This is a genomic window from Chelatococcus caeni, from assembly GCF_014196925.1.
Lineage (GTDB): Bacteria > Pseudomonadota > Alphaproteobacteria > Rhizobiales > Beijerinckiaceae > Chelatococcus_A > Chelatococcus_A caeni.
The window spans coordinates 176,354-195,538 of the sequence record NZ_JACIEN010000002.1 but is presented as its reverse complement, the minus strand read 5'-3'; the positions used below and the strand labels follow the sequence as shown (position 1 = coordinate 195,538).

At 69.4% G+C, this 19,185-nt stretch carries 18 protein-coding genes; 8 read left to right on the top strand and 10 right to left on the bottom strand.

Features of this window, described 5'->3' with window-relative positions; all coding sequences use genetic code 11:
• The first annotated feature begins 18 nt into the window (after positions 1-18).
• Positions 19-1,152 (top strand): AI-2E family transporter, encoded by a 1,134-nt coding sequence (locus GGR16_RS09645; protein ID WP_183316473.1) that lies wholly within the window; start codon positions 19-21, stop codon positions 1,150-1,152.
• Between the two features lie 64 nt (positions 1,153-1,216).
• Positions 1,217-3,010: an SLC13 family permease gene (locus GGR16_RS09640; protein ID WP_026015128.1), complete on the top strand. Its 1,794-nt coding sequence runs from the start codon at positions 1,217-1,219 to the stop codon at positions 3,008-3,010.
• A gap of 189 nt (positions 3,011-3,199) precedes the next feature.
• Here GGR16_RS09640 and GGR16_RS09635 read toward each other — a convergent pair whose 3' ends face one another.
• From GGR16_RS09635 to GGR16_RS09625, 3 genes are all read right to left on the bottom strand, one after another.
• Positions 3,200-4,612: a L,D-transpeptidase family protein gene (locus tag GGR16_RS09635; protein ID WP_183316472.1), complete on the bottom strand. Its 1,413-nt coding sequence runs from the start codon at positions 4,610-4,612 to the stop codon at positions 3,200-3,202.
• Between the two features lie 126 nt (positions 4,613-4,738).
• The gene (locus GGR16_RS09630) at positions 4,739-5,692 is read right to left on the bottom strand and encodes an acetyl-CoA carboxylase carboxyltransferase subunit alpha (RefSeq protein ID WP_019402158.1); all 954 of its coding nucleotides are present in this window, start codon (positions 5,690-5,692) and stop codon (positions 4,739-4,741) included.
• Between the two features lie 157 nt (positions 5,693-5,849).
• The gene (locus GGR16_RS09625; RefSeq protein ID WP_183316471.1) at positions 5,850-6,665 is read right to left on the bottom strand and encodes a class I SAM-dependent methyltransferase; all 816 of its coding nucleotides are present in this window, start codon (positions 6,663-6,665) and stop codon (positions 5,850-5,852) included.
• A 162-nt stretch (positions 6,666-6,827) separates the two neighbouring features.
• On the opposite strand from GGR16_RS09625, the gene gloB reads away from it, so the two are divergent.
• A complete protein-coding gene (gloB, locus tag GGR16_RS09620; protein ID WP_343059713.1) occupies positions 6,828-7,598 on the top strand; it encodes a hydroxyacylglutathione hydrolase in 771 nt (256 codons plus the stop codon).
• Positions 7,598-8,053: a cupin domain-containing protein gene (locus GGR16_RS09615; protein ID WP_183316469.1), complete on the top strand. Its 456-nt coding sequence runs from the start codon at positions 7,598-7,600 to the stop codon at positions 8,051-8,053. The genes gloB and GGR16_RS09615 overlap by 1 nt, the downstream gene beginning before the upstream one ends.
• A gap of 12 nt (positions 8,054-8,065) precedes the next feature.
• Here GGR16_RS09615 and GGR16_RS09610 read toward each other — a convergent pair whose 3' ends face one another.
• The 6 genes from GGR16_RS09610 to GGR16_RS09585 all read right to left on the bottom strand — a co-directional run bounded on the left by GGR16_RS09610 (position 8,066) and on the right by GGR16_RS09585 (position 13,474).
• Positions 8,066-9,352, bottom strand: a complete 1,287-nt coding sequence (locus GGR16_RS09610) for a TRAP transporter large permease (protein ID WP_183316468.1) — start codon at positions 9,350-9,352, stop codon at positions 8,066-8,068.
• Positions 9,349-9,846 (bottom strand): TRAP transporter small permease, encoded by a 498-nt coding sequence (locus tag GGR16_RS09605; protein WP_183316467.1) that lies wholly within the window; start codon positions 9,844-9,846, stop codon positions 9,349-9,351. Before GGR16_RS09605 ends, GGR16_RS09610 begins: the two co-directional genes overlap by 4 nt.
• A 67-nt stretch (positions 9,847-9,913) precedes the next feature.
• Positions 9,914-10,906, bottom strand: a complete 993-nt coding sequence (locus GGR16_RS09600; RefSeq protein ID WP_183316466.1) for a sialic acid TRAP transporter substrate-binding protein SiaP — start codon at positions 10,904-10,906, stop codon at positions 9,914-9,916.
• 112 nt (positions 10,907-11,018) lie between these two features.
• Entirely contained in the window at positions 11,019-11,912 is an 894-nt protein-coding gene (locus tag GGR16_RS09595; protein WP_183316465.1) for a dihydrodipicolinate synthase family protein, read from the bottom strand.
• Positions 11,913-12,297: 385 nt separating this feature from the next.
• Positions 12,298-12,759, bottom strand: a complete 462-nt coding sequence (locus tag GGR16_RS09590) for a cyclic nucleotide-binding domain-containing protein (protein WP_183316464.1) — start codon at positions 12,757-12,759, stop codon at positions 12,298-12,300.
• Between the two features lie 28 nt (positions 12,760-12,787).
• Positions 12,788-13,474, bottom strand: a complete 687-nt coding sequence (locus GGR16_RS09585) for a response regulator transcription factor (RefSeq protein ID WP_019402616.1) — start codon at positions 13,472-13,474, stop codon at positions 12,788-12,790.
• Positions 13,475-13,618: 144 nt separating this feature from the next.
• Here GGR16_RS09585 and GGR16_RS09580 point away from each other — a divergent pair, with 144 nt between their 5' ends.
• Together GGR16_RS09580 and GGR16_RS09575 are read left to right on the top strand one after the other, a co-directional pair.
• The gene (locus GGR16_RS09580; protein WP_183316463.1) at positions 13,619-14,191 is read left to right on the top strand and encodes a L,D-transpeptidase family protein; all 573 of its coding nucleotides are present in this window, start codon (positions 13,619-13,621) and stop codon (positions 14,189-14,191) included.
• On the top strand, positions 14,188-14,865 hold the full coding sequence (locus GGR16_RS09575; protein WP_183316462.1) for an HAD family hydrolase: 678 nt from the start codon (positions 14,188-14,190) through the stop codon (positions 14,863-14,865). The genes GGR16_RS09580 and GGR16_RS09575 overlap by 4 nt, the downstream gene beginning before the upstream one ends.
• Before the next feature lie 224 nt (positions 14,866-15,089).
• Here GGR16_RS09575 and GGR16_RS09570 read toward each other — a convergent pair whose 3' ends face one another.
• Entirely contained in the window at positions 15,090-15,776 is a 687-nt protein-coding gene (locus GGR16_RS09570; RefSeq protein WP_210289512.1) for a YggS family pyridoxal phosphate-dependent enzyme, read from the bottom strand.
• Positions 15,777-16,000: 224 nt separating this feature from the next.
• Between GGR16_RS09570 and leuS the strand changes: the two genes are divergently transcribed.
• Both leuS and lptE read left to right on the top strand, forming a co-directional pair.
• Positions 16,001-18,634: a leucine--tRNA ligase gene (leuS, locus tag GGR16_RS09565; protein WP_183316856.1), complete on the top strand. Its 2,634-nt coding sequence runs from the start codon at positions 16,001-16,003 to the stop codon at positions 18,632-18,634.
• Entirely contained in the window at positions 18,621-19,175 is a 555-nt protein-coding gene (gene lptE, locus GGR16_RS09560) for an LPS assembly lipoprotein LptE (RefSeq protein ID WP_019402621.1), read from the top strand. Before leuS ends, lptE begins: the two co-directional genes overlap by 14 nt.
• Positions 19,176-19,185: the final 10 nt, after the last annotated feature.

The following is a 19,185-nucleotide window of genomic DNA, read 5'->3' as shown; positions in this document are numbered from 1 at the left end:
CGGTAACGGGCGGTCGTCATGGATCTGCGCAACTACAGGCGTCGACTGCGCTGGCCCGCATTGTCCCACCGGCGGGACGCGCCTCCCGCCGATCCGGCCGGGATGACGCCCGTCGACGAGGAACTCTTCTGGAAGACGATCACGCGCCTCGCCGTGATCGGCATCTTCGTGATGGCCTTCGGCGCGGTGCTGATGGCGACGCGGGCCGTGACCGCGCCCGTCTGCGCCGCCATCATCGTCGGCAGCATCGTCGGCCCCCTGGTGGAGCACATGGCGCGCCGGGGCGTTCCGCCGTTCCTGAGCTCCATCGGCCTCGTGTCGATCTTCGTCGCGGCGCTCTATCTCCTGGCGCTCACCTTCTCCGACCAGGTCAACACGTGGATCGAGCGCGCGCCGGAGATCGGCGGGATCCTCGAGGAGCGTTTCCAGGCCATGCGCGAATCCGTGGGCTTCCTGCGGCGCATCGAGCGCGGCCTGTCGGATGTCGGCCGGGGCGGGGCGATCGACGTGCAGGTGAGCGAGACCTCGCTCCTGGAGACGGCGCTCGCCGCAGCGACGCCCGCCGTGGCACAGTTCCTTCTCTTCGCCGGCACGCTCATCTTCTTCCTCGCCGGACGGGCGCAGATGAAGCGCAAGCTGGTCGTCGGCTTCATGACGCGCGAGGCGCGTCTCATGGCGCTGCAGATCGTCTCCGAGATCGAGCGGGCACTCGGCCGCTATCTCGGCACGGTCACGATGATCAACGCGGGCCTCGGCATCGCGACCGGCATCGCCATGTGGCTCATCGGCCTGCCCAGCCCCGCGCTATGGGGCCTGCTCGCCTTCGTGCTGAACTTCGTGCCCTATATCGGCGCGGTCCTCACCACGCTGACGATCTTCGCCGTCGGCCTCGTCTCCTTCGAGACGCTCGGCATGGCGGTCCTGCCGCCGGTCGTCTTCCTCGCGCTGACCACGCTCGAGGGCCAGTTCATCACGCCGAGCGTCGTCGGCCGCCGCCTCACGCTGAACCCGTTCATCGTCTTCCTCGCCGTGGCCTTCTGGACCTGGATCTGGGGCCCCATCGGCGCCTTCCTGGCGGTTCCGATCCTCATCGTCACCGTTGTGCTCCTCGAACATGTTTTCCCCAAGGACGAGGTAAGCCTGCCGGGCTGATCTTGCGCACCGCCCCTCCGGCCCGCCAACATCTCAGCCGGTCCCCCCGCCCCCGCGAGGCTGCATGACGCAACCGCAGATGATCCTCTTCGCCCTGATGGGCAGCATCCTCGCCCTGCTGCTCTGGGGGCGGATCCGGCACGATCTCGTCGCCATGGGGGGACTGCTCGTCGGCGTGGTTGTCGGCGTCGTGCCCGAGAAGGATGCCTTCAGCGGCTTTTCCCATCCGGCGGTGATCGTCGTCGCGCTCGTGCTCATTGCCTCGCGCGCGCTGGAGAACAGCGGCGCCCTCTCCCTCATCGCCCGGCGCATCGTCCGGCCCGGCCGCCCCATCGCCATCCATATCGCCGTCATCGGCGGCGTGGGCGCCGCCCTGTCGGCCTTCATCAACAATGTCGCGGCGCTGGCGCTGCTGATGCCCATCGACATCAACACCGCCCGCAAGGCCGGCCGCTCGCCGCGGCTGACGCTGATGCCGCTCGCCTTCGCCACCATCCTCGGCGGCCTGACCACCCTGATCGGCACCCCGCCCAACATTGTCGCCTCAACCTTCCGGCAGGATGCGCTGGGCGCGCCCTACAAGATGTTCGACTTTGCCCCGGTCGGGCTCATCTGCGCCATCACGGGCATCCTCTTCATCGCGCTCGGCGGCTGGCGCCTCATCCCCCGTGCGACGGCGGGCCGGCAGGTGCCGGAGCCGGCCCGCATCGACGACTTCGTCGTCGAGCTCGCCGTCTCGGCCCAATCGCCGGCCATCGGGCGCCTCGTCGCCCAGCTCGACGAGGAGAGCGAGGCAGCGGACGTCGTCATTCTCGGCCTGATCCGCGACGGGCGGCGCCTGCCCGGCCGCGCCCGCTTCGCCACCATCCGCGAGGGCGACCTCTTCGAGGTCGAGGGCTCGGCGGACGCCGTGGCGGCCTTCATCAAGGCGCTCGGCCTCGAACAGGCCAAGGACGACATCTCGGTCGACGCGCCGGAGGCGGAGGACGCCGCCCGCACGGGCGGACCGGCGCTCGTCGAGACCGTGGTGCGAGCCGATTCGCGCATCGCCTGGCGCTCGGCCGAGGCCTTCCGCCTGCGCTCGCGCTTCGGCGTGACCCTGCTCGGCATCTCCCGGCAGGGACGCACCTTCCGCGAACGGATCAGCTCGCGCATCATCGAGCCGGGCGACATGCTGCTGCTGACGGGGCCGCAGGCCGCGCTCGCCCATGTCGTCAACTGGCTGGGCACGATGCCGCTCAGCGAGACGAGCGTGCAGGCGGCCCGCACCTGGCGCATCGTCGTCGCCCTCGGCCTTTTCATCGGCGCGATCATCGCGGCGAGCGCAAGCTTCATCTCCTTCACCACCGCCATCGCCATCGCCGTCGTCGGCTATGCCGCCACGGGCCTCGTGACGCCGCGCGAGGTCTACGATCAGGTCGACTGGCCGGTCGTCGTCATGCTCGCCGCCCTCCTGCCGCTCAGCGCCGCCTTCGAGAGCGTCGGCGGCACGGCTCTGGTCGCCAACGCGATCGTCGCGGTGACGGCAGGCCATTCGCCTGTGGTCGCCCTTGTCGGCCTGATGCTCGTCACCGTCATCCTGTCGGACATGCTGAACAACGTCGCGACCATGGTCATCGCCGGCCCGGTGGCCATCGAGACGGCGCGGACATTGTCGGTCAATCCCGACGCCTTCCTGATGGCGACGGTGGTCGCGGCCTCGCTCGCCTTCCTCACGCCCATCGGCCACAAGAACAACACGCTCATCATGGGCCCCGGCGGTTATTCCTTCGGCGATTACTGGCGCCTCGGCCTGCCCCTAGAGATCCTGATGGTGATCGTGTCCGTCCCCGCCATCCTCATCGTCTGGCCGCTGTAGCGCATCGTCCGCCGAAGCGGTGCCCGCTCGGAGAAGAACCGAAGGTCCGCGTCAGCGACGAGGCTCTATTCTCGAGAAGATAGGCGCTCGTTCCGATTCAGTTGAATCAGAAGGGCTGTAGCGCCGCAAAACGAAAGCGGCCGTCGGGACGGCCGCTTCTGCCTGGAACCGGGATAAGGGCGGAGAGGCTCAGTTCGCCTGTTCCGTATAGGCCGACAGGCCCGACGGCAGGGCCGCCTGGGCACCGCGCATGAGCGGCGGCAGCGCGGCCTGCCGGTCCTTCTTGCCGGCCGCGGAAGAGGCGTCGGCGCCGCGGCGCCGGGGTGGCAGCGGGGCGTCGGTTGGTGCCGGCACCGCCGCGGTCTCGGCCTGCGGCTCGTCCTTGGAGCCGAACAGGCCGCCGAAGGACAGGAGACGGTCGACCAGCGGCCGTCCGTTCGGTCCGTTCGATGCCGAGGCGACGACGGGCTGCGCCTGCGGCGCGGGCGTCACGATGGTCGTCGCAGCCGGGACGGGCGCCGGGGCGGCAGCCGGTGCCGCGACCTGGACCGGCCTCGGCGCCTCGACGGGCCTCTCGCGGCCGCTGCTGTCGAGCTCGACGACCTGCGGGCCGCTCGCCAGCGCATCCGGCCGGCTGACCTCGAGCTCCGGCCGGTTGGACTGCGCGAAGACGCCGACGTTGCTCTCGGCGACGGCGGTCATCTGGCGGCGGAAGGATTCATGCTGGCCACCATCGGCATAGACCAGCTTGATGGCCTTGGTGCCGCTGTTGACGAGATCGGCGACCTTCGCCTCGTCGGCGCGCTGCTTCTGCGCGACGGCCATGGCGATGCCCTCGTCGACATCGAGCGGCGGGCAGGCCGCGGCAGGATCGAGGCGCTGGCCGTTGGCCGCGGTGGCATTGAAGACGTAGCGCTTGCCGCAGACGGCGACCTGCGGCTCCTGCTTCGACACCTCGAAGTGGTCCGCGCCTTCCTTCAGGTTGCGCCAGAAGGCCATGTTCTGGTCGTAGCGATGCTTGGCGAGGTTCTCCGCCGTCATGTGGAAGGGCATCGCCTGCATCTGCACGGCCTTCTGCCCCCCGGCGAAGGCCTCGCGCACGATGGCGTAGACCTCGGCGATCTGCTCGTCCGTCATGGAGTAGCAGCCGGCCGAGGAGCAGGCGCCGTGGACCATCAGATGGGCACCCGTGCGCCCGTAGGCGCGGTCGTAGGCGTTCGGATAGCCCATGTTGAACGAGAGATAGTAGCTCGAGTTCGGATTGAGCTGGGCCGGCGTGATGGCATAGAAGCCTTCCGGCGCCTGCCGGTCGCCCTCGCGCTTCTTCGGGCCGAGCTGGCCCGACCAGCGGCAGATGGGAAAGGTCTTCAGGAGCGCGTACTTGCCGGACTTGGTCTGCTTCCAGACCTCGAGCTCCGATTCCTTCTTGTAGGAGCGGATGAGGACCGGCGCATAGCGCGACATGTCCTTCTGCTCCATCAGCGCGAGCGTCTTGCTCGGAACGGGCTGGGAGGCGCGCACGCTGCGGGAGTAGGTGCCATCGTCCTCACAGGCTGCCACTGCAAGGGCCATCGTCGAGACCAGCAGCAATCGCTTGAGCATAACGCAACCTCTCGCTTCCCTGATGCCGGGCGCGGGGGCCACCGGCACCATCGAGCTTTAAACCCGTTAGCGTTACTCGAACCTTACCGGTGCACGCCGCCACGCACCGGGTCGGTTAACAGATTGTTAAAGCTGGCGCCCGATGGCCAGGAACTTGTCAGCACGCAAGGACCGGATCTCGTCGGGCGAAAGCCCGGCCAGATCCTGAAAAGCCGCTGCGACCGCATCGCCCGCAGCGTTCATGGCTGCCGCCGGATCGCGATGCGCTCCCCCCGACGGCTCGGGGATAATGCCATCGATGACCGAGAAGCGTAAGAGATCTTGTGCGGTGATCTTCATGTTGGTCGCCGCGTCCTGGGCACGCGAGGAATCGCGCCACAGGATCGAGGCCGCGCCCTCCGGCGAGATCACCGAATAGATGGCGTGTTCGAGCATGAGCACGCGGTTGGCCGTGGCGAGCGCGATGGCCCCGCCCGAGCCGCCCTCGCCGATGATGACGGAGACGTTGGGCACGCCGAGCGCAAGGCAGGCCTCGGTCGAGCGCGCGATGGCCTCGGCCTGGCCGCGCTCCTCCGCGCCGATGCCCGGATAGGCGCCGGCGGTGTCGACGAAGCTGATGACGGGAATGCCGAAGCGGTCCGCCATATCCATCAGCCGCACGGCCTTGCGGTAGCCCTCGGGCTTGGCCATGCCGAAATTGTGGCGCAGGCGCGCCTCGGTGTTGGCGCCCTTCTCCTGGCCGATCACGCAGACGCTCTCGCCGCGGAAGCGGCCGAAGCCACCGAGGATAGCCTCGTCCTCGCCGAACTTGCGGTCGCCGGCGAGCGGCGTGAAGTCCTCGATCAGCGCGGCGCAGTAGTCGACGAAATGCGGGCGCTGCGGATGGCGCGCCACCAGCGTCTTCTGCCACGGCGTCAGATTGGCGTAGAGATCCTCGAGGGCCTTGTCCGCCTTGGCTTCGAGGCGGGCGATCTCGTCGCCGATGGAGACAGCGCTGCCGCCTTCGGCCATGGCGCGCAGTTCCTCGACCTTGGCCTCGAGCTCGGCGACGGGCTTTTCGAAATCCAGATAGCTTCGCATGCGATATGGGGCGCCGGGGTTGTCCATCTTCGGGTGGCCCGTCCGCGACATCCGGCCGGGAGGACCCCCGCGGGGTCGGCGCGGGCGGACCTTGGCGACTGGCTGGCGCCAAGTCAAGACGAAGTCAAGAGGAAGTCAGGATCGGTCGGACGCCCGCTCACGACGGCCCCCGTTCGCGATGTGCCCGGCAGCCCGGCGGCCGCACCGTCGGCGGCGACATGTCGTCGCCCGTCGCGAAGCGCGGCGACAGCGCCCCCTGCGCCGGCACCAGCACGGGCCGCAGGCGTGCCGCGCGCCGCATCGCCCGCACCGCGACGGGCCGGTGCAGCTGCTTGACCGCCTCGATGACATGCACGCCGGCGAAGGGCAGCGACAGGCCGGCCCCCGCCCTTTCCCAGGCCACCGCCGAACGCAGGAAGAGCTGGCGCTGCAGCGGCGGCACATAGAGCGCCTCCAGCCAGTTCTCCGGCGAGAACAGCGTGCGGCGCATGAGGCTTGTGAGCTGCGAGCGGCTGTAGGGCTGGCCCTGGCCGAAGGGCGTCGTGTCCATGCGCGCCCACAGGCCGCGCCGGTTGGGTGCGACGAGAAGGACGCGACCACCCGGGCTCAACACCCGCCAGACCTCGCTCATCAACTCGTCCGGCGCCTCGCTCGTCTCGAGCGCGTGGACGACGAGCACGCGGTCGATGCAGGCATCCGGCAAGGGCAGCATGGTGGGCTCGACGAGGGCGGAGGCCGACGGGCCCGACGGCGGCCAGTTCACCACGCCCTGCGCCGCCGGCATGAAGGCGAGCGTGCGCTCGCTGCCGCTCTTGAGGACCGCGAGATAGGGCGTCGCGTAGCCGATGCCGAGAAGCCGCTGGCCGGTAAGGTCCTTCCACAGCCCCTCGACCGCGCGCAGCACGAGGCGCCGCGCCACCACGCCGAGCGGGCTCACGTAGAAATGCCTCAGATCGACCACATCGACCGCCAAAGGGGCTCCTCCTTCCCCCTGATCATCGGGATCGGAACCGCCGGTTGCAAGATGATGGCGCTTCGCGACAGAACGAACACCCGTGATTCGCCTGGCTGGGAAGAGGCTGTAAGGTCGCCTCGATCGTACGGTCGCCCCGGGGGCCGGAAGCCAAGGAGGACCATCGTGCCAGCCGACATCCATGTCTTTCCCTGCCGCAGCGACAATATCGGCGTCCTCGTCCGCGATGCGACGAGCGGCGCCTGCGCCACCATCGACGCGCCGGAGGAGGCCGCGGTGCGCCGGGCCCTCGCCGATACCGGATGGCGCCTGACGCACATCCTCGTCACCCACAAGCATCCCGACCACGTCGAGGGCATTCCCGGCCTCAAGCGGGAGACGGGCGCCACCGTCATCGGGCCGGCGGCGGAGGCGGCCGCCATCCCCGACCTCGACCGGACCGTCGCGGAAGGCGACGTGGTCGCGGTCGGCGATCTCAGCGGCGAGGTCATCGCCACGCCCGGGCACACGCTCGGCCACATCGCCTACTGGTTCGCCGGCGAGCGGGCGCTCTTTGCGGGCGACACGCTGTTCGCGCTCGGCTGCGGACGCCTGTTCGAGGGCACGCCGGCGGACATGTGGGCCGCCCTCGGGAAGCTTGCCGCCCTGCCGGACGACACCCGCCTCTACTGCGGCCACGAATATACGCTCGCGAACGCGCGCTTCGCGCTCGCCGCCGATCCGGACAATGCCGTGCTCGCCAAACGCGCCGCCGACATCGAGGCGACGCGGGCGCGGGGCGAATTGACGGTCCCGTCCCTCCTCGGCGAGGAGAAGGCGACCAATCCCTTCCTGCGCGCGGGCGAACCGGCCCTCGCCGCCGCCGTCAACCTCCCCGGCCGGCCGGCTGAGGACGTCTTCGCCGCGCTCCGCGCCTGGAAGGACCGGTTCTGATGCTGCCAGCGAACGGACAGGAAGCGCTCACGGCGGAGGCCATCGTCCGCCTGCTCGATCTTCAGCCCCACCCGGAGGGCGGCTGGTTCCGCGAGACCTATCGCGACCCGCGGGCGGCAGAGGGCGGGCGCGCCGCCTCGACGCTGATCTACTACCTGCTGGGGCCCGGCGGCACGTCCCACTGGCACCGCGTCGACGCCGCCGAGGTCTGGCACTGGTATCTCGGCGCGCCGCTGGTGCTGACCCTGTCGTCCGACGGGCACGAAACGCAAGCCCATCGTCTCGGCGCCGACCTTCCCGCGGGCGAGCGGCCGCAATGCGTCGTGCCCGCGGGCTGGTGGCAGACGGCGACGAGCCTCGGCGCCTTCACCCTCGTCGGCTGCACGGTGGCGCCGGGCTTCACCTTCGACGGCTTCGAGATGGCGCCGCCCGGCTGGCGGCCGATCCCGCGCTGAGGCCGCGAGGCCTCACCGCCCCAGCACGAGCCCCGGCAGCCAGGTCGTCAGCGGCGGCCAGAAGGTGGCGGCGAGCAGTACCGCGACAAGCGGCAACATCCACGGCACGATGGCCCGCGACATCGCCTCGAAGCGGATGTTGGCGATGCGCGCCGTGACGAAGAGGACGACGCCCACCGGCGGCGTGATCGTGCCGATCATCAGGTTGAGCACGAAGATGAGGCCGAACTGCACGGGATCGATGCCGAACTGGACGGCGATGGGCACCAGGATCGGGATGAGGATGAGCATCGCCGCCAGCGCCTCCATGACGCAGCCGACGACGAGCAGCAGCACATTGACGATGAGAAGGAAGACGAGCGGGTCGCCCACGGCGCCGATGATCATCGGCCCGAGCGTCTGCGGGATGCGCGAGATCGACAGGCACCAGGCGAGCGCCGCCGCGGTCATGACGAGTGCCAGCACGATCCCGGTCGTCTCCACGGTGTCGACGATGATGCGCGGCAATTGCCTCAGGTCGAAGTCACGGTAGACGACGAGCCCGAGGAAGAGGGCATAGACGGAGGCCACGGCGGCGGCCTCGGTCGGCGTCATGATGCCGCTCATCATGCCGCCGAAGAGGATGACCGGCGTCATCAGCGCCCAGTGCGCCCGTCGGTAGGCGACGGCGAGGGTCCTCAAGCCTGCGAAGGGATGGCGCGGCATGGCGCGCCGCGTGGCGACGACCGTGACCATGGCGGAGAGGGCGAGCGCCATCAGCAGGCCCGGAATGACGCCGGCGAGGAACAGCCCGCCGATGGAGACATCGGCGCTGACCCCGTAGATCACCATGGGCAGCGACGGCGGGATGATCGGCCCGATGGTCGCCGAGGCGGCCGTGATGGCCGCGGCGGTCTCCGGATCGTAGCCCTCCTGGCGCATCGCCTTGATCTCGAGCGAGCCGACGCCGCCCGCATCCGCCACGGCCGAGCCCGACATGCCGGCGAAGATCACGCTGGCGAGGATATTGGCGTGGCACAGCCCGCCGCGCATCCAGCTAACGCAGGCGCGGGCGAAGGCGAAGATCCGGTCCGTGATGCCGGCCGAGTTCATGATGTTGCCCATCAGGATGAACAGCGGCGCGGCGAGGATGGGGAAGGAATTGGCCGCCTGGGCGATCTTCTGCGGCACGATGTCGACCGGCATGCCGTTGATGACGACGAAGGCGAAGGCCGCAAGCCCCATGGAGGCGAAGAGCGGCAGGCCGAGCAGGAGCGCGGCGAACCAGACGACGAGGATCTCGGCCATCACGGCGGTCATGGCGCGGCCCCCGCCTCGGAATCGCGCCGGCGTGCGCCAGCGAGCACCTCCGCGATCTCGACGAGCGCCTGCGCCACGACGGCGAAGCCGGCGATCGGCATCGGCACGTAGACGAGCGCAGCCGAGAGCGGCAGGCTGACCCACTCCACGTCGAAGTTGCGCTCGATCAACCCGAAGCTGCGCGACAGGAGCACCATGCCGAGCGCGGCGACCGCGAGCTGGATCAGCACCTCGGCCCCCCGGCGCAGGGGCGGCGGCAGCTGGTCGATGACTACCGTGATGCGGATGTGGCTGCGCCGCCGCGCGGCCAGGATCCAGCCGACGAAGGCCGTCCATACCATCAGGTATTGCGCCATCTCGTCGGACCAGGCGAGCGGCTGGTTCACCAGCCTGAACACGACGCCGAGAAAGACGCAGGCAAGAAGCGCAAGGAGAAGCAGGACCGCGGCGGCGGCAACCGCCCGGTCCGCGAGAAGCCCGGCAAGGCGCAGCATGGCAGCATCCGAAGTCGGGGCGGGGCCTCCACCGGAGACCCCGCATCAGGAGAGGACAGGCGAAACGTCAGAGCGCGGCAAGCGCGTCCCAGGTGCCCTTACCCCATTTCTCCTCGAACTTCGGCGGCAGCTGCTCCAGCACCGGTTTGCGGAAGCTCTCCACGTCAGGCTCGATGATCGTCATGCCCGCCGTCTTCAACGTGCCGATGAGCTCGCCTTCCTGGCGCGAGAGCTCGGCATCCTGCCACTTGGCCCCGTTGGCGATGGCCGCGTCGAGGATCGCGCGGTCCTCCGCCGAGAGCCCCTTCAGGGCCGCCTCGTTGGCGATGACGAGCCGCGGCGTGATGATGTGGCCGGTCAGGACAAGATATTTCTGCACCTCGGCGAGCTTGGCGCTGTGAATGGTCGGCAGCGGGTTCTCCTGCCCGTCGACCGCCCCTTGGCTCAGGGCGAGGTAGAGCTCGTTGAAGTTGATCGGCGTCGCACGCGCCCCCCAGGCCTCGGCCATGGCGCGGAACGTGTCGACCGGCGGCACGCGCAGCTTGAAGCCGGCCATGTCGGCCGCCGAGCGTACCTCCTTGCTGCCCGTCGTCAGGTGGCGCTTGCCGTAATAGGTGATGGCGAGCATGCGCAGGCCGCGCCGGCTGACGAGATCCTCGTTCATCTTGGCGAAGATGGGCGAGGAGCCGGCCTTCGTCATGTGGGCGGCATCGCGCCACAGATAGGGCGCCTCGATCACCGAGAGCTGCGGCAGCAGCGCGCCGAGGGCCGCCGCGCCGTCCGTCGTGAACGCAAGGGCGCCGGAGACGACGGCGTCCATCATGTCCTTGCCTGATCCGAGCTGGCCGTTGGGGAAGCTCTGGATGTCGATGCGCCCGCCGGATTTCTCCTTTACCTCGGCCGCGATGCGGTCGATCATCTGCACCTGCGGGTGCGACTGGGGCAGCATCTCGCCCCAGCGGATCACCGTGGCCTGCGCCCTCGCGATCGCCGGCATGAACACGCCGGCCCCGAGCGCCGCACTGCCGGCGAGAAACGTCCGTCTGCTGACACCGTGCATCGTTTGTCCTCCCATTGGATCATGGCGCGGCTTTGCCGTCGTTCTTGACCCGGCCGATGGGCGGCCGGGCGATCCGTGCCCCATAGCGGCGACAGGCCGCCGCGGGATGGTCTCAGGCGCCAGCCGGCTCGCCGGTGATGGCCTCGAAGGCGGCAACGAGCTGATTCCGATCCGCCGCGGCGAGCGGCACGAGCGGCGGGCGCACGCGACAATAACCCTCGTCGCCGCGCCGGTGGGCGACAAGGGCCTTCACCGCCGGCAGCACTGGCAGGCTCACGATGGCTTCGACGAGCGCATTGACGTGGCGGTCGTCGCGGCCCTCGTGGACGAGGGGCCGCAGCAGCGCCGGGGTGATGTTGGCGAGGCCGCAGATGCTGCCCTCGGCGCCGTGGCGCACCGCGCGCGCCAGCAGGCGCTCGTCGCCGACGAGGACGGCGATGTCGCCGTGGTCGGCGAGGAAGCGCTCCGTCGTCGCCCAGTCCCCCGAGGAATCCTTGATGCCGGCGATGACGCCGCCGAAGGCATCGCGCAGGCGCCGCACCAGGCTGCTCGACAGCGGCACCGCCGTCTGCCCGGGGATATGGTAGAGGATGACGCCGCGCGCCTCGCCGCCGAGGCGCCCGAGAAAATCGCGGAACCAGCCGTAGAGCCCCTCGTCGTCGACGCCCTTGAGATAGAAGGGCGGCGCCACCAGCAGGCCGCGCACGCCGGCCGACAGGGCGAGCTCCGCCTGTTCGGCGGCCTCGGCCACGGTCGTTGCCGATACGCCCGCATAAACCTTGTCCAGCGAAATGCCGGCTCCCGCCACGGCGCCGAGCATGGCGGCGCGCTCGCGCAGCGGGAGGGAGAAGCCTTCGCCCGTCGTGCCGAAAAGCGTGATGCTGTCGCAGCCTTCGGCGAGGACGGCGCGGGCATGGCCGACGAGCCGTGCGAGATCGGGCCCGCCCCGCTCGTCGAACGGTGAAACCAGGGCGGCGGACAGGCCGAAACGTTGCGGCTCGCTCACGTGGATCCCCCCAAAGGATCGTCCCCGCAATGATCAGGGACCGCTTTTATGTTCTTTCTGACATGTTAGCGCGTTCCCGAAGCAGCGCAAGCGCCGCGCGAATCGCGTGCCGGCGCGCGGTCGACAGACATGGTTTGTGAAATGATGCGGGGAGCCGCTTTTGGTGGGCGGCAACATGAACGCAATGGAAATTCAAGTCGCCGCGCGGGGGACTTGATCCCTCCCCTCAAGGGGAGGGTGGATCGCGCCGCAGGCGCGAGACGGGCGGGGTCAAGGCCGGTGCTCTGATGTCAACCGCGCGCCCCCTCCGTCGCCGCTTCACGGCGCCACCTCCCCCATATGGGGGAGGATCGATGCGCGTACCGATTTAAAGCGATCAGGCGCTCTAGCGCTCGATGGACAGGAGGGCGCGCCGCACGGCCGCGAGGTCGCCCGCCATGTCGTTCAGCCGCTCGGCGAAAACCGCGCGCAGATGAACCGCTGCGTCGGGGAACTCGACGAGCACGCGCCGCAGGACGCTGCGCGGCAGCTTCGTCACGGAGGAAGGCTCGCGCGCGATGGCCGTCGCCGGCCGCTTCGTTTCGGCAAAGAGCGCGAGCTCGCCGATGAGCACGCCCGGCCCGACCACGTGATCCGTCGGCGAGCCGTCGTCGCGCGCATCGAGCGCGATCGCTCCCGAGCGCACCAGATAGCCCGCGTCGGCGAGCTCGCCACGGCGGAAGAGGATGTCACCGGCCCTCAGGATCCGCGATTCGGCCGCGAAGGCGATGAGCCGCAGCGCCTCGCGCTCGACGCCGGCGAAGGTCGGCACCACTTCGAGCGCCGCGATATCGTCGTTCAGTCCCATATCTGGCCGCCCGTCAGCGCTCCGATCATCACGGGATGAGTTTGTAGCCGCCCTGCTCGGTCACGAGAATGCGCGCGTTGGAGGGATCCTGCTCGATCTTCTGCCGGAGGCGGTAGATATGCGTCTCGAGCGTGTGGGTCGTGACATTGGCGTTGTAGCCCCAGACCTCGGCGAGCAGCACCTCGCGCGTCACCACCTTCTGCCCGGCGCGATAGAGGAAGCGCAGGATCGCCGTCTCCTTCTCCGTGAGCTTGAGCTTGGAGCCACGCTCGTTGACCAGCAGCTTGGCGCTCGGGCGGAACGTATAGGGCCCGATGGAGAACACCGCGTCCTCGCTCGCCTCGTACTGGCGCAGCTGGGCGCGGATGCGTGCCAGCAGCACCGCGAAGCGGAAGGGCTTGGCGACATAGTCGTTGGCGCCGGCATCGAGGCCGAGCACCGTGTCGCTGTCGGTCGCATGGCCGGTCAGCATGATCACGGGGCTGCGGAAACCGCCCTCGCGCATGCGCTTGACGGCGTCGCGCCCGTCCATGTCCGGCAGGCCGACATCCATGATGACGAGATCGATGTTGTTCTCCTTCACCACATCGAGCGCCTCGGCGCCGGATGCGGCGGTGGAGAGCGTGAACTCGTCGGTCAGCGCGAGCTGCTCGCTCAGCGTCTCGCGCAGGTCTTCCTCGTCGTCCACGATGAGCAGATGGCGGGCGTGGGGCATTGTCCTTCCATTGTTGGGCAGGAGATGCCGGCGCGGGCGGGCCGGAGCGACCCGGCGGCGCAGGAACGCATCCGGGCGAGGAAGTCCTAGACTAAGCGATCCGCGCCGGGCAACAAGTAGGCGAGGTCGACGCACCGGCTTGTGATGAAACGAACCTTCCTTCGCACCGTCAGGGTCCTTCCACGTCCGCTCGATGCCTCGCGCGGGCTTCTCGTCGCAGGACATGTCGTGCTGCCCTGCGCGCTCGGCAAGGGCGGCGTCACGCGCGTGAAGCGCGAGGGCGACGGCGCAACCCCGCTCGGCCGCTTCGCCCTCGGCGTTCTCTACCTGCGCCCCGACAAGGGCGCCCGCCCGCGCGCCGGCCTTCCCGCGCGCAGGACGCGCCCGGACGACGGCTGGTGCGACGCCCCCGGCGACCGCCGCTACAACCGTCCGGTGCGCCTGCCCTATCCGGCGAGCCACGAGCGGATGTGGCGCGAGGACGACGTCTATGACCGCGTGCTCGACATCCGCTACAACCGCGAGCCCATCCGCCCCGGCCGCGGCAGCGCCATCTTCATGCATCTTGCCCGGCCCGGCTTTGCGCCGACGGCGGGCTGCGTCGCCCTGCGGCGGGCCGACCTCAATCGGCTCCTGCCGCGCCTCGGCCCCAAGACCCTTCTCGTGATCGGCAGCGATCCGCGCCGGTCGTCCCCTCCCCGAAAGCAGAAACGATGAGCCGCCCCGCCTTCCTCTTCGACCTCGACGGCACCCTGACCGAAACCGACCACCTGCATTTCGAGGCCTTCAACGCCATGCTCGCCGGCTTCGGCCGCAGCATCACGCCCGAGGCCTATGCGCGAGAGGTGCAGGGCCGTGCCAATGCGGCGATCATGCGCGACATGTTCCCGGACCTGCCCGAGAGCGAGCACATCCGCCTCGCCGACGCCAAGGAAGCCGCCTTCCGCACCATGGCCGAGAGCCAGCTGCAGCCCGCGCGCGGCCTTCTCGACTTCCTGGCGCTGGCGGAGGGGCGGGCGATCGGCTGCGCCGTCGTCACCAACGCGCCGCGCGCCAATGCCGAGATGATGCTCGGCGCCATCGGCCTCGGGCGCCGCTTCGAGGCGATCGTCATCGGCGACGAGCTGCCGCGGCCCAAGCCCGATCCCCTGCCCTACCGCATGGGGCTCGACCTCCTGCGCGCCGACGCCGCGCGCTCCCTCGCCTTCGAGGATTCGGCCTCCGGGGTGCAATCCGCCCACGCGGCCGGGCTTTTCGTGGTCGGCCTGATGACGACCCTCTCCGCCGAGGCGCTCGAGGCCGCCGGCGCGAGCCTCGCCATCGCCGACTTCACCGACCCGCGGCTGATGGAGGTTCTGGACGCGCGGCTCGGCGGCAGCCCCAGAGGATAAGCGAAAACGCCCCTGATCCTCGCTGGCAGAGCCGTGAAGACCGATTCACACGGCCCGAACTGCGGGCGGTGAAGCGCAACGCCTCCTGCCGTCATGCCCGCGCCCGTCGCGGGCATCCACGCCGCTTCGATCGCATGAGGCGGCAAGGCATGGATGGCTGGGACAAACCCCGGCCAGGACGACTGAGAGGCATCCAGGAGCCGTTCCCAGGCCTCCCGCAAGGGCTAATGACGCGCCCCGAAAATGGCGCTGCCGACGCGCACATGGGTCGCGCCCAGCATCACCGCCTGCTCGAAATCGGCGCTCATGCCCATCGACAGGTCGGAGAGCCCGTTGCGCGCTGCGATCTTGGCGAGCAGGGCGAAATGCGGCGACGGCGGCTCGTCCGCCGGCGGGATGCACATGAGCCCGACCACGGGCAGGTTCCAGACATCGCGGCACTGCGCGATGAAGGCGTCGGCCTCGCCCGGCGTGACGCCAGACTTCTGCGCCTCCTCGCCGGTGTTGACCTGCACGAAGAGCCGCGGCCGGCGACCCGTCTTGTCGATCTCGCGCTTCAGCGCCTCGGCGAGGGAAGGCCGGTCGAGGGAATGGATCACGTCGAAGAGCAGGACGGCGTCATGCGCCTTGTTCGATTGCAGCGGCCCGATGAGGTGCAGCTCGACGTCCGGATAGCGCTCCTTGAGCGCCGGCCATTTCGTCTTCGCCTCCTGCACGCGGTTCTCGCCGAAGACGCGCTGCCCGGCCGCGAGCACCGGCTCGATGGCCTCCGCCTCGAAGGTCTTCGACACCGCGATCAACGTCACGGAAGCGGGATCGCGCCCCTCCTCGCGTACCGTGCGCGCGATCGATTCCGCGACGGCCCTCAGTCGCTCGGCGGCCAGCTGCGCCCTGTCGTCCACGGTCCTCATCCTCCTCGTGACCTCTCCAACCGCCGCGGGCGCGTCACGACACCGCGAAAGCGGCGCCGGGCGTTGACCGCAAACGGCATTCGTGTCCTAGTCCGCCCGGCAGCAACGATGCAATGGGTGTCCGCGCCGCGGCGCGGCAGGCCGCGTTGTCGTGCCGCCTCACCGGCCCGCCGCATTGACTGCGACCGGGCCATTTTCGCGAGCATTCCGACTTGACCGAGACCATGACGGTGGAACGATACAACCCCAAGGAGGCCGAACCCAAGTGGCAGGCCGTCTGGGAAGAGCGCGGCATCTTCCATACGCGCAACGACGACCCGCGCGACACGTATTACGTCCTCGAGATGTTCCCCTATCCGTCGGGGCGCATCCACATGGGCCACGTGCGCAACTACACGATGGGTGACGTCGTCGCCCGCTTCATGCGCGCCAAGGGCTACAACGTTCTCCACCCCATGGGCTGGGACGCCTTCGGCATGCCGGCCGAGAATGCCGCCATGGCCAACAAGGTCCATCCCAAGGAATGGACCTACGCCAACATCGCCACCATGCGCGGCCAGCTGAAGTCCATGGGCCTGTCGCTCGACTGGAGCCGGGAGATCGCTACCTGCGATCCCTCCTACTACCGGCACCAGCAGAAGATGTTCCTCGACTTCCTCGCGACCGGCCTCGTCGACCGCAAGACGGCCAAGGTCAACTGGGATCCCGTCGACCAGACCGTGCTCGCCAACGAGCAGGTGATCGACGGCCGCGGCTGGCGCTCGGGCGCGCTCGTCGAGCAGCGCGAATTGACCCAGTGGTTCTTCAGGATCACCGCCTTCGCGGATGACCTCCTCACCTCCCTCGACCGGCTGGAGCGCTGGCCGGAGAAGGTGCGGCTGATGCAGAAGAACTGGATCGGCCGCTCCGAGGGCCTCCTCGTGCGCTTCGCGCTCGATGCGGCGACGACGCCGAACGGCGAGAACGAGCTCGAGATCTACACCACGCGGCCGGACACGCTCTTCGGCGCCCGCTTCATGGCGGTCGCGCCCGACCACCCGCTCGCCACCGCCGCCGCCAGGACCAACCCGGAGCTCGCTGCCTTCATCGAGGAGTGCAAGCGCACCGGCACGGCCGCGGAGCTGATCGAGAAGGCCGAGAAGAAGGGCTTCGATACCGGCATCCGCGCCGTGCACCCCTTCGATCCGGACTGGAAGCTGCCGGTCTATGTCGCCAATTTCATCCTGATGGACTACGGCACCGGCGCCATCTTCGGCTGTCCGGCGCACGACCAGCGCGACCTCGACTTCGTCAATGCCTACGGCCTCGGCGTCACCCCCGTCGTCTGCCCGCCGGGCACGGATCCCGCCGCCTTCACGATCACCGACACCGCCTATGATGGCGAGGGCACGCTGATCAACTCGCGTTTCCTCGACGGCATGACCATCGCCGCGGCGAAGGAAGAGGTCGCCCGCCGGCTCGAGACCGAGATGCGCGGCGGCCGGCCGGTGGGTGAGCGGCGCGTCAACTTCCGCCTGCGTGACTGGGGCATCTCGCGCCAGCGCTACTGGGGCTGCCCGATCCCGATCATCCACTGCGACGACTGCGGCGCGGTGCCGGTGCCGGACGACCAGCTGCCGGTGGTGCTGCCGGAGGACATCGATTTCGACAAGCCCGGCAACCCGCTCGACCGGCATCCGACCTGGAAGCACGTCGCCTGCCCGCGCTGCGCGAAGCCGGCCCGTCGCGAGACGGACACCATGGACACCTTCGTCGATTCGTCCTGGTATTACGCGCGCTTCACCGATCCGCACCTCACGAGCCAGCCGACGAACCGCGAGGTGGTCGACCGCTGGCTGCCGGTGGACCAGTATATCGGCGGCATCGAGCACGCCATCCTGCACCTGCTCTATTCGCGCTTCTTCACCCGGGCGATGAAGGCGACCGGCCACGTGGGGCTCGACGAGCCCTTCGCCGGCCTCTTCACCCAGGGCATGGTGGTGCACGAGACCTACCGCGACGCCGGTGGCGCCTGGGTGCAGCCGGCCGAGGTGCGCATCGAGAGCGAGGGCGGCGCCCGCACGGCCTTCCACATCAGCACCGGTGAGCCGATCAGCATCGGCAGCATCGAGAAGATGTCGAAGTCCAAGAAGAACACCATCGACCCGGACGAGATCATCGGCACTTACGGCGCCGACACGGCCCGCTGGTTCATGCTCTCCGATTCCCCGCCCGAACGCGACGTGATCTGGACGGAGGAGGGCGTGCAGGGTGCCCACCGCTTCGTGCAGCGCCTGTGGCGCCTGATCGGCGAGGTGGTGGCCGTCACCGACGCGACCGACGGGTCGGCCGAGACGACGCTCGACGATGCCTCCCTCATCCTGCGCAAGGCGGCCCACCGCGCCCTGGCGACCGTCGAGGACGACGTCCTCAAGCTGCGCTTCAACCGCTGCGTCGCCCAAGTCTACGAATTGTCGAACGCGCTGCAGGCGGCCCTCAACGGCATCCGCGACGGCGAGCCCCCGGCCGCCGACATGCGCTTTGCCCTGCGCGAGGCAGCCTCGATCCTGGTGCAGCTCGTCGCGCCGATGATGCCGCATCTGGCGGAGGAGTGCTGGAAGGTGCTCGGCTTCGAGACGCTCGTCGCCGAGACGCATTGGCCCAAGGCCGACAAGGCCCTCCTCGTCGAGGACGTCATCACCCTGCCCGTGCAGGTCAACGGCAAGAAGCGCGCCGACGTGACGGTGCCGCGCGACGCGGACAACGCGGCCGTGGAAGCCGCGGCGCTCGCGCTCGAGGCCGTCCAGCGCGCCACCGAGGGGCGGCCCGTCCGCAAAGTCATCGTCGTCCCGCAGAGGATCGTCAATGTCGTCGCCTGACCGTCTCTCCCGCCGCGCTGCCGCCGGGCTGCGCCTTGCCGCCGTCGTCACGCTCGGCCTCGGGCTCGCCGGCTGCCTTCGCCCGCTCTATGCCGAGCGCGCGGACGGCACGACCATGCAGGATACGCTGCGCACCATCGAGGTCGGGTCGATCCCCGACATCGCCGGCCAGGAGCGGCTCGCCCATTACCTGCGCAACGAGCTCGTCTATGAGCTCACCGGCGGCAACGGTGCCCTCGAGCCACGCTACCGGCTGGAGGTCTCGCCGGCAGGCATCCAGGTGCGGACGGCGATCGTCGATACGATCAGCGGCAATGCCCAGTCGGCCAACCTGCAGGCCACCGCGAACTTCGTCCTCACGCGCATCGGCGAGGAGAAGCCCGTGATGACCGGCAAGGCCACCGCCTCGGCGAGCTACGACCGCAACCCGCAGCGCTTCGCCTCGACGCGTGCCGCGCGCGATGCGGAGATCCGCGTCGCCAAGGAGCTCGCCGACCAGATCAGCACGCGCATCGCCGCGACGCTCGCGACCCGCGGCTGAGAAACGGGAC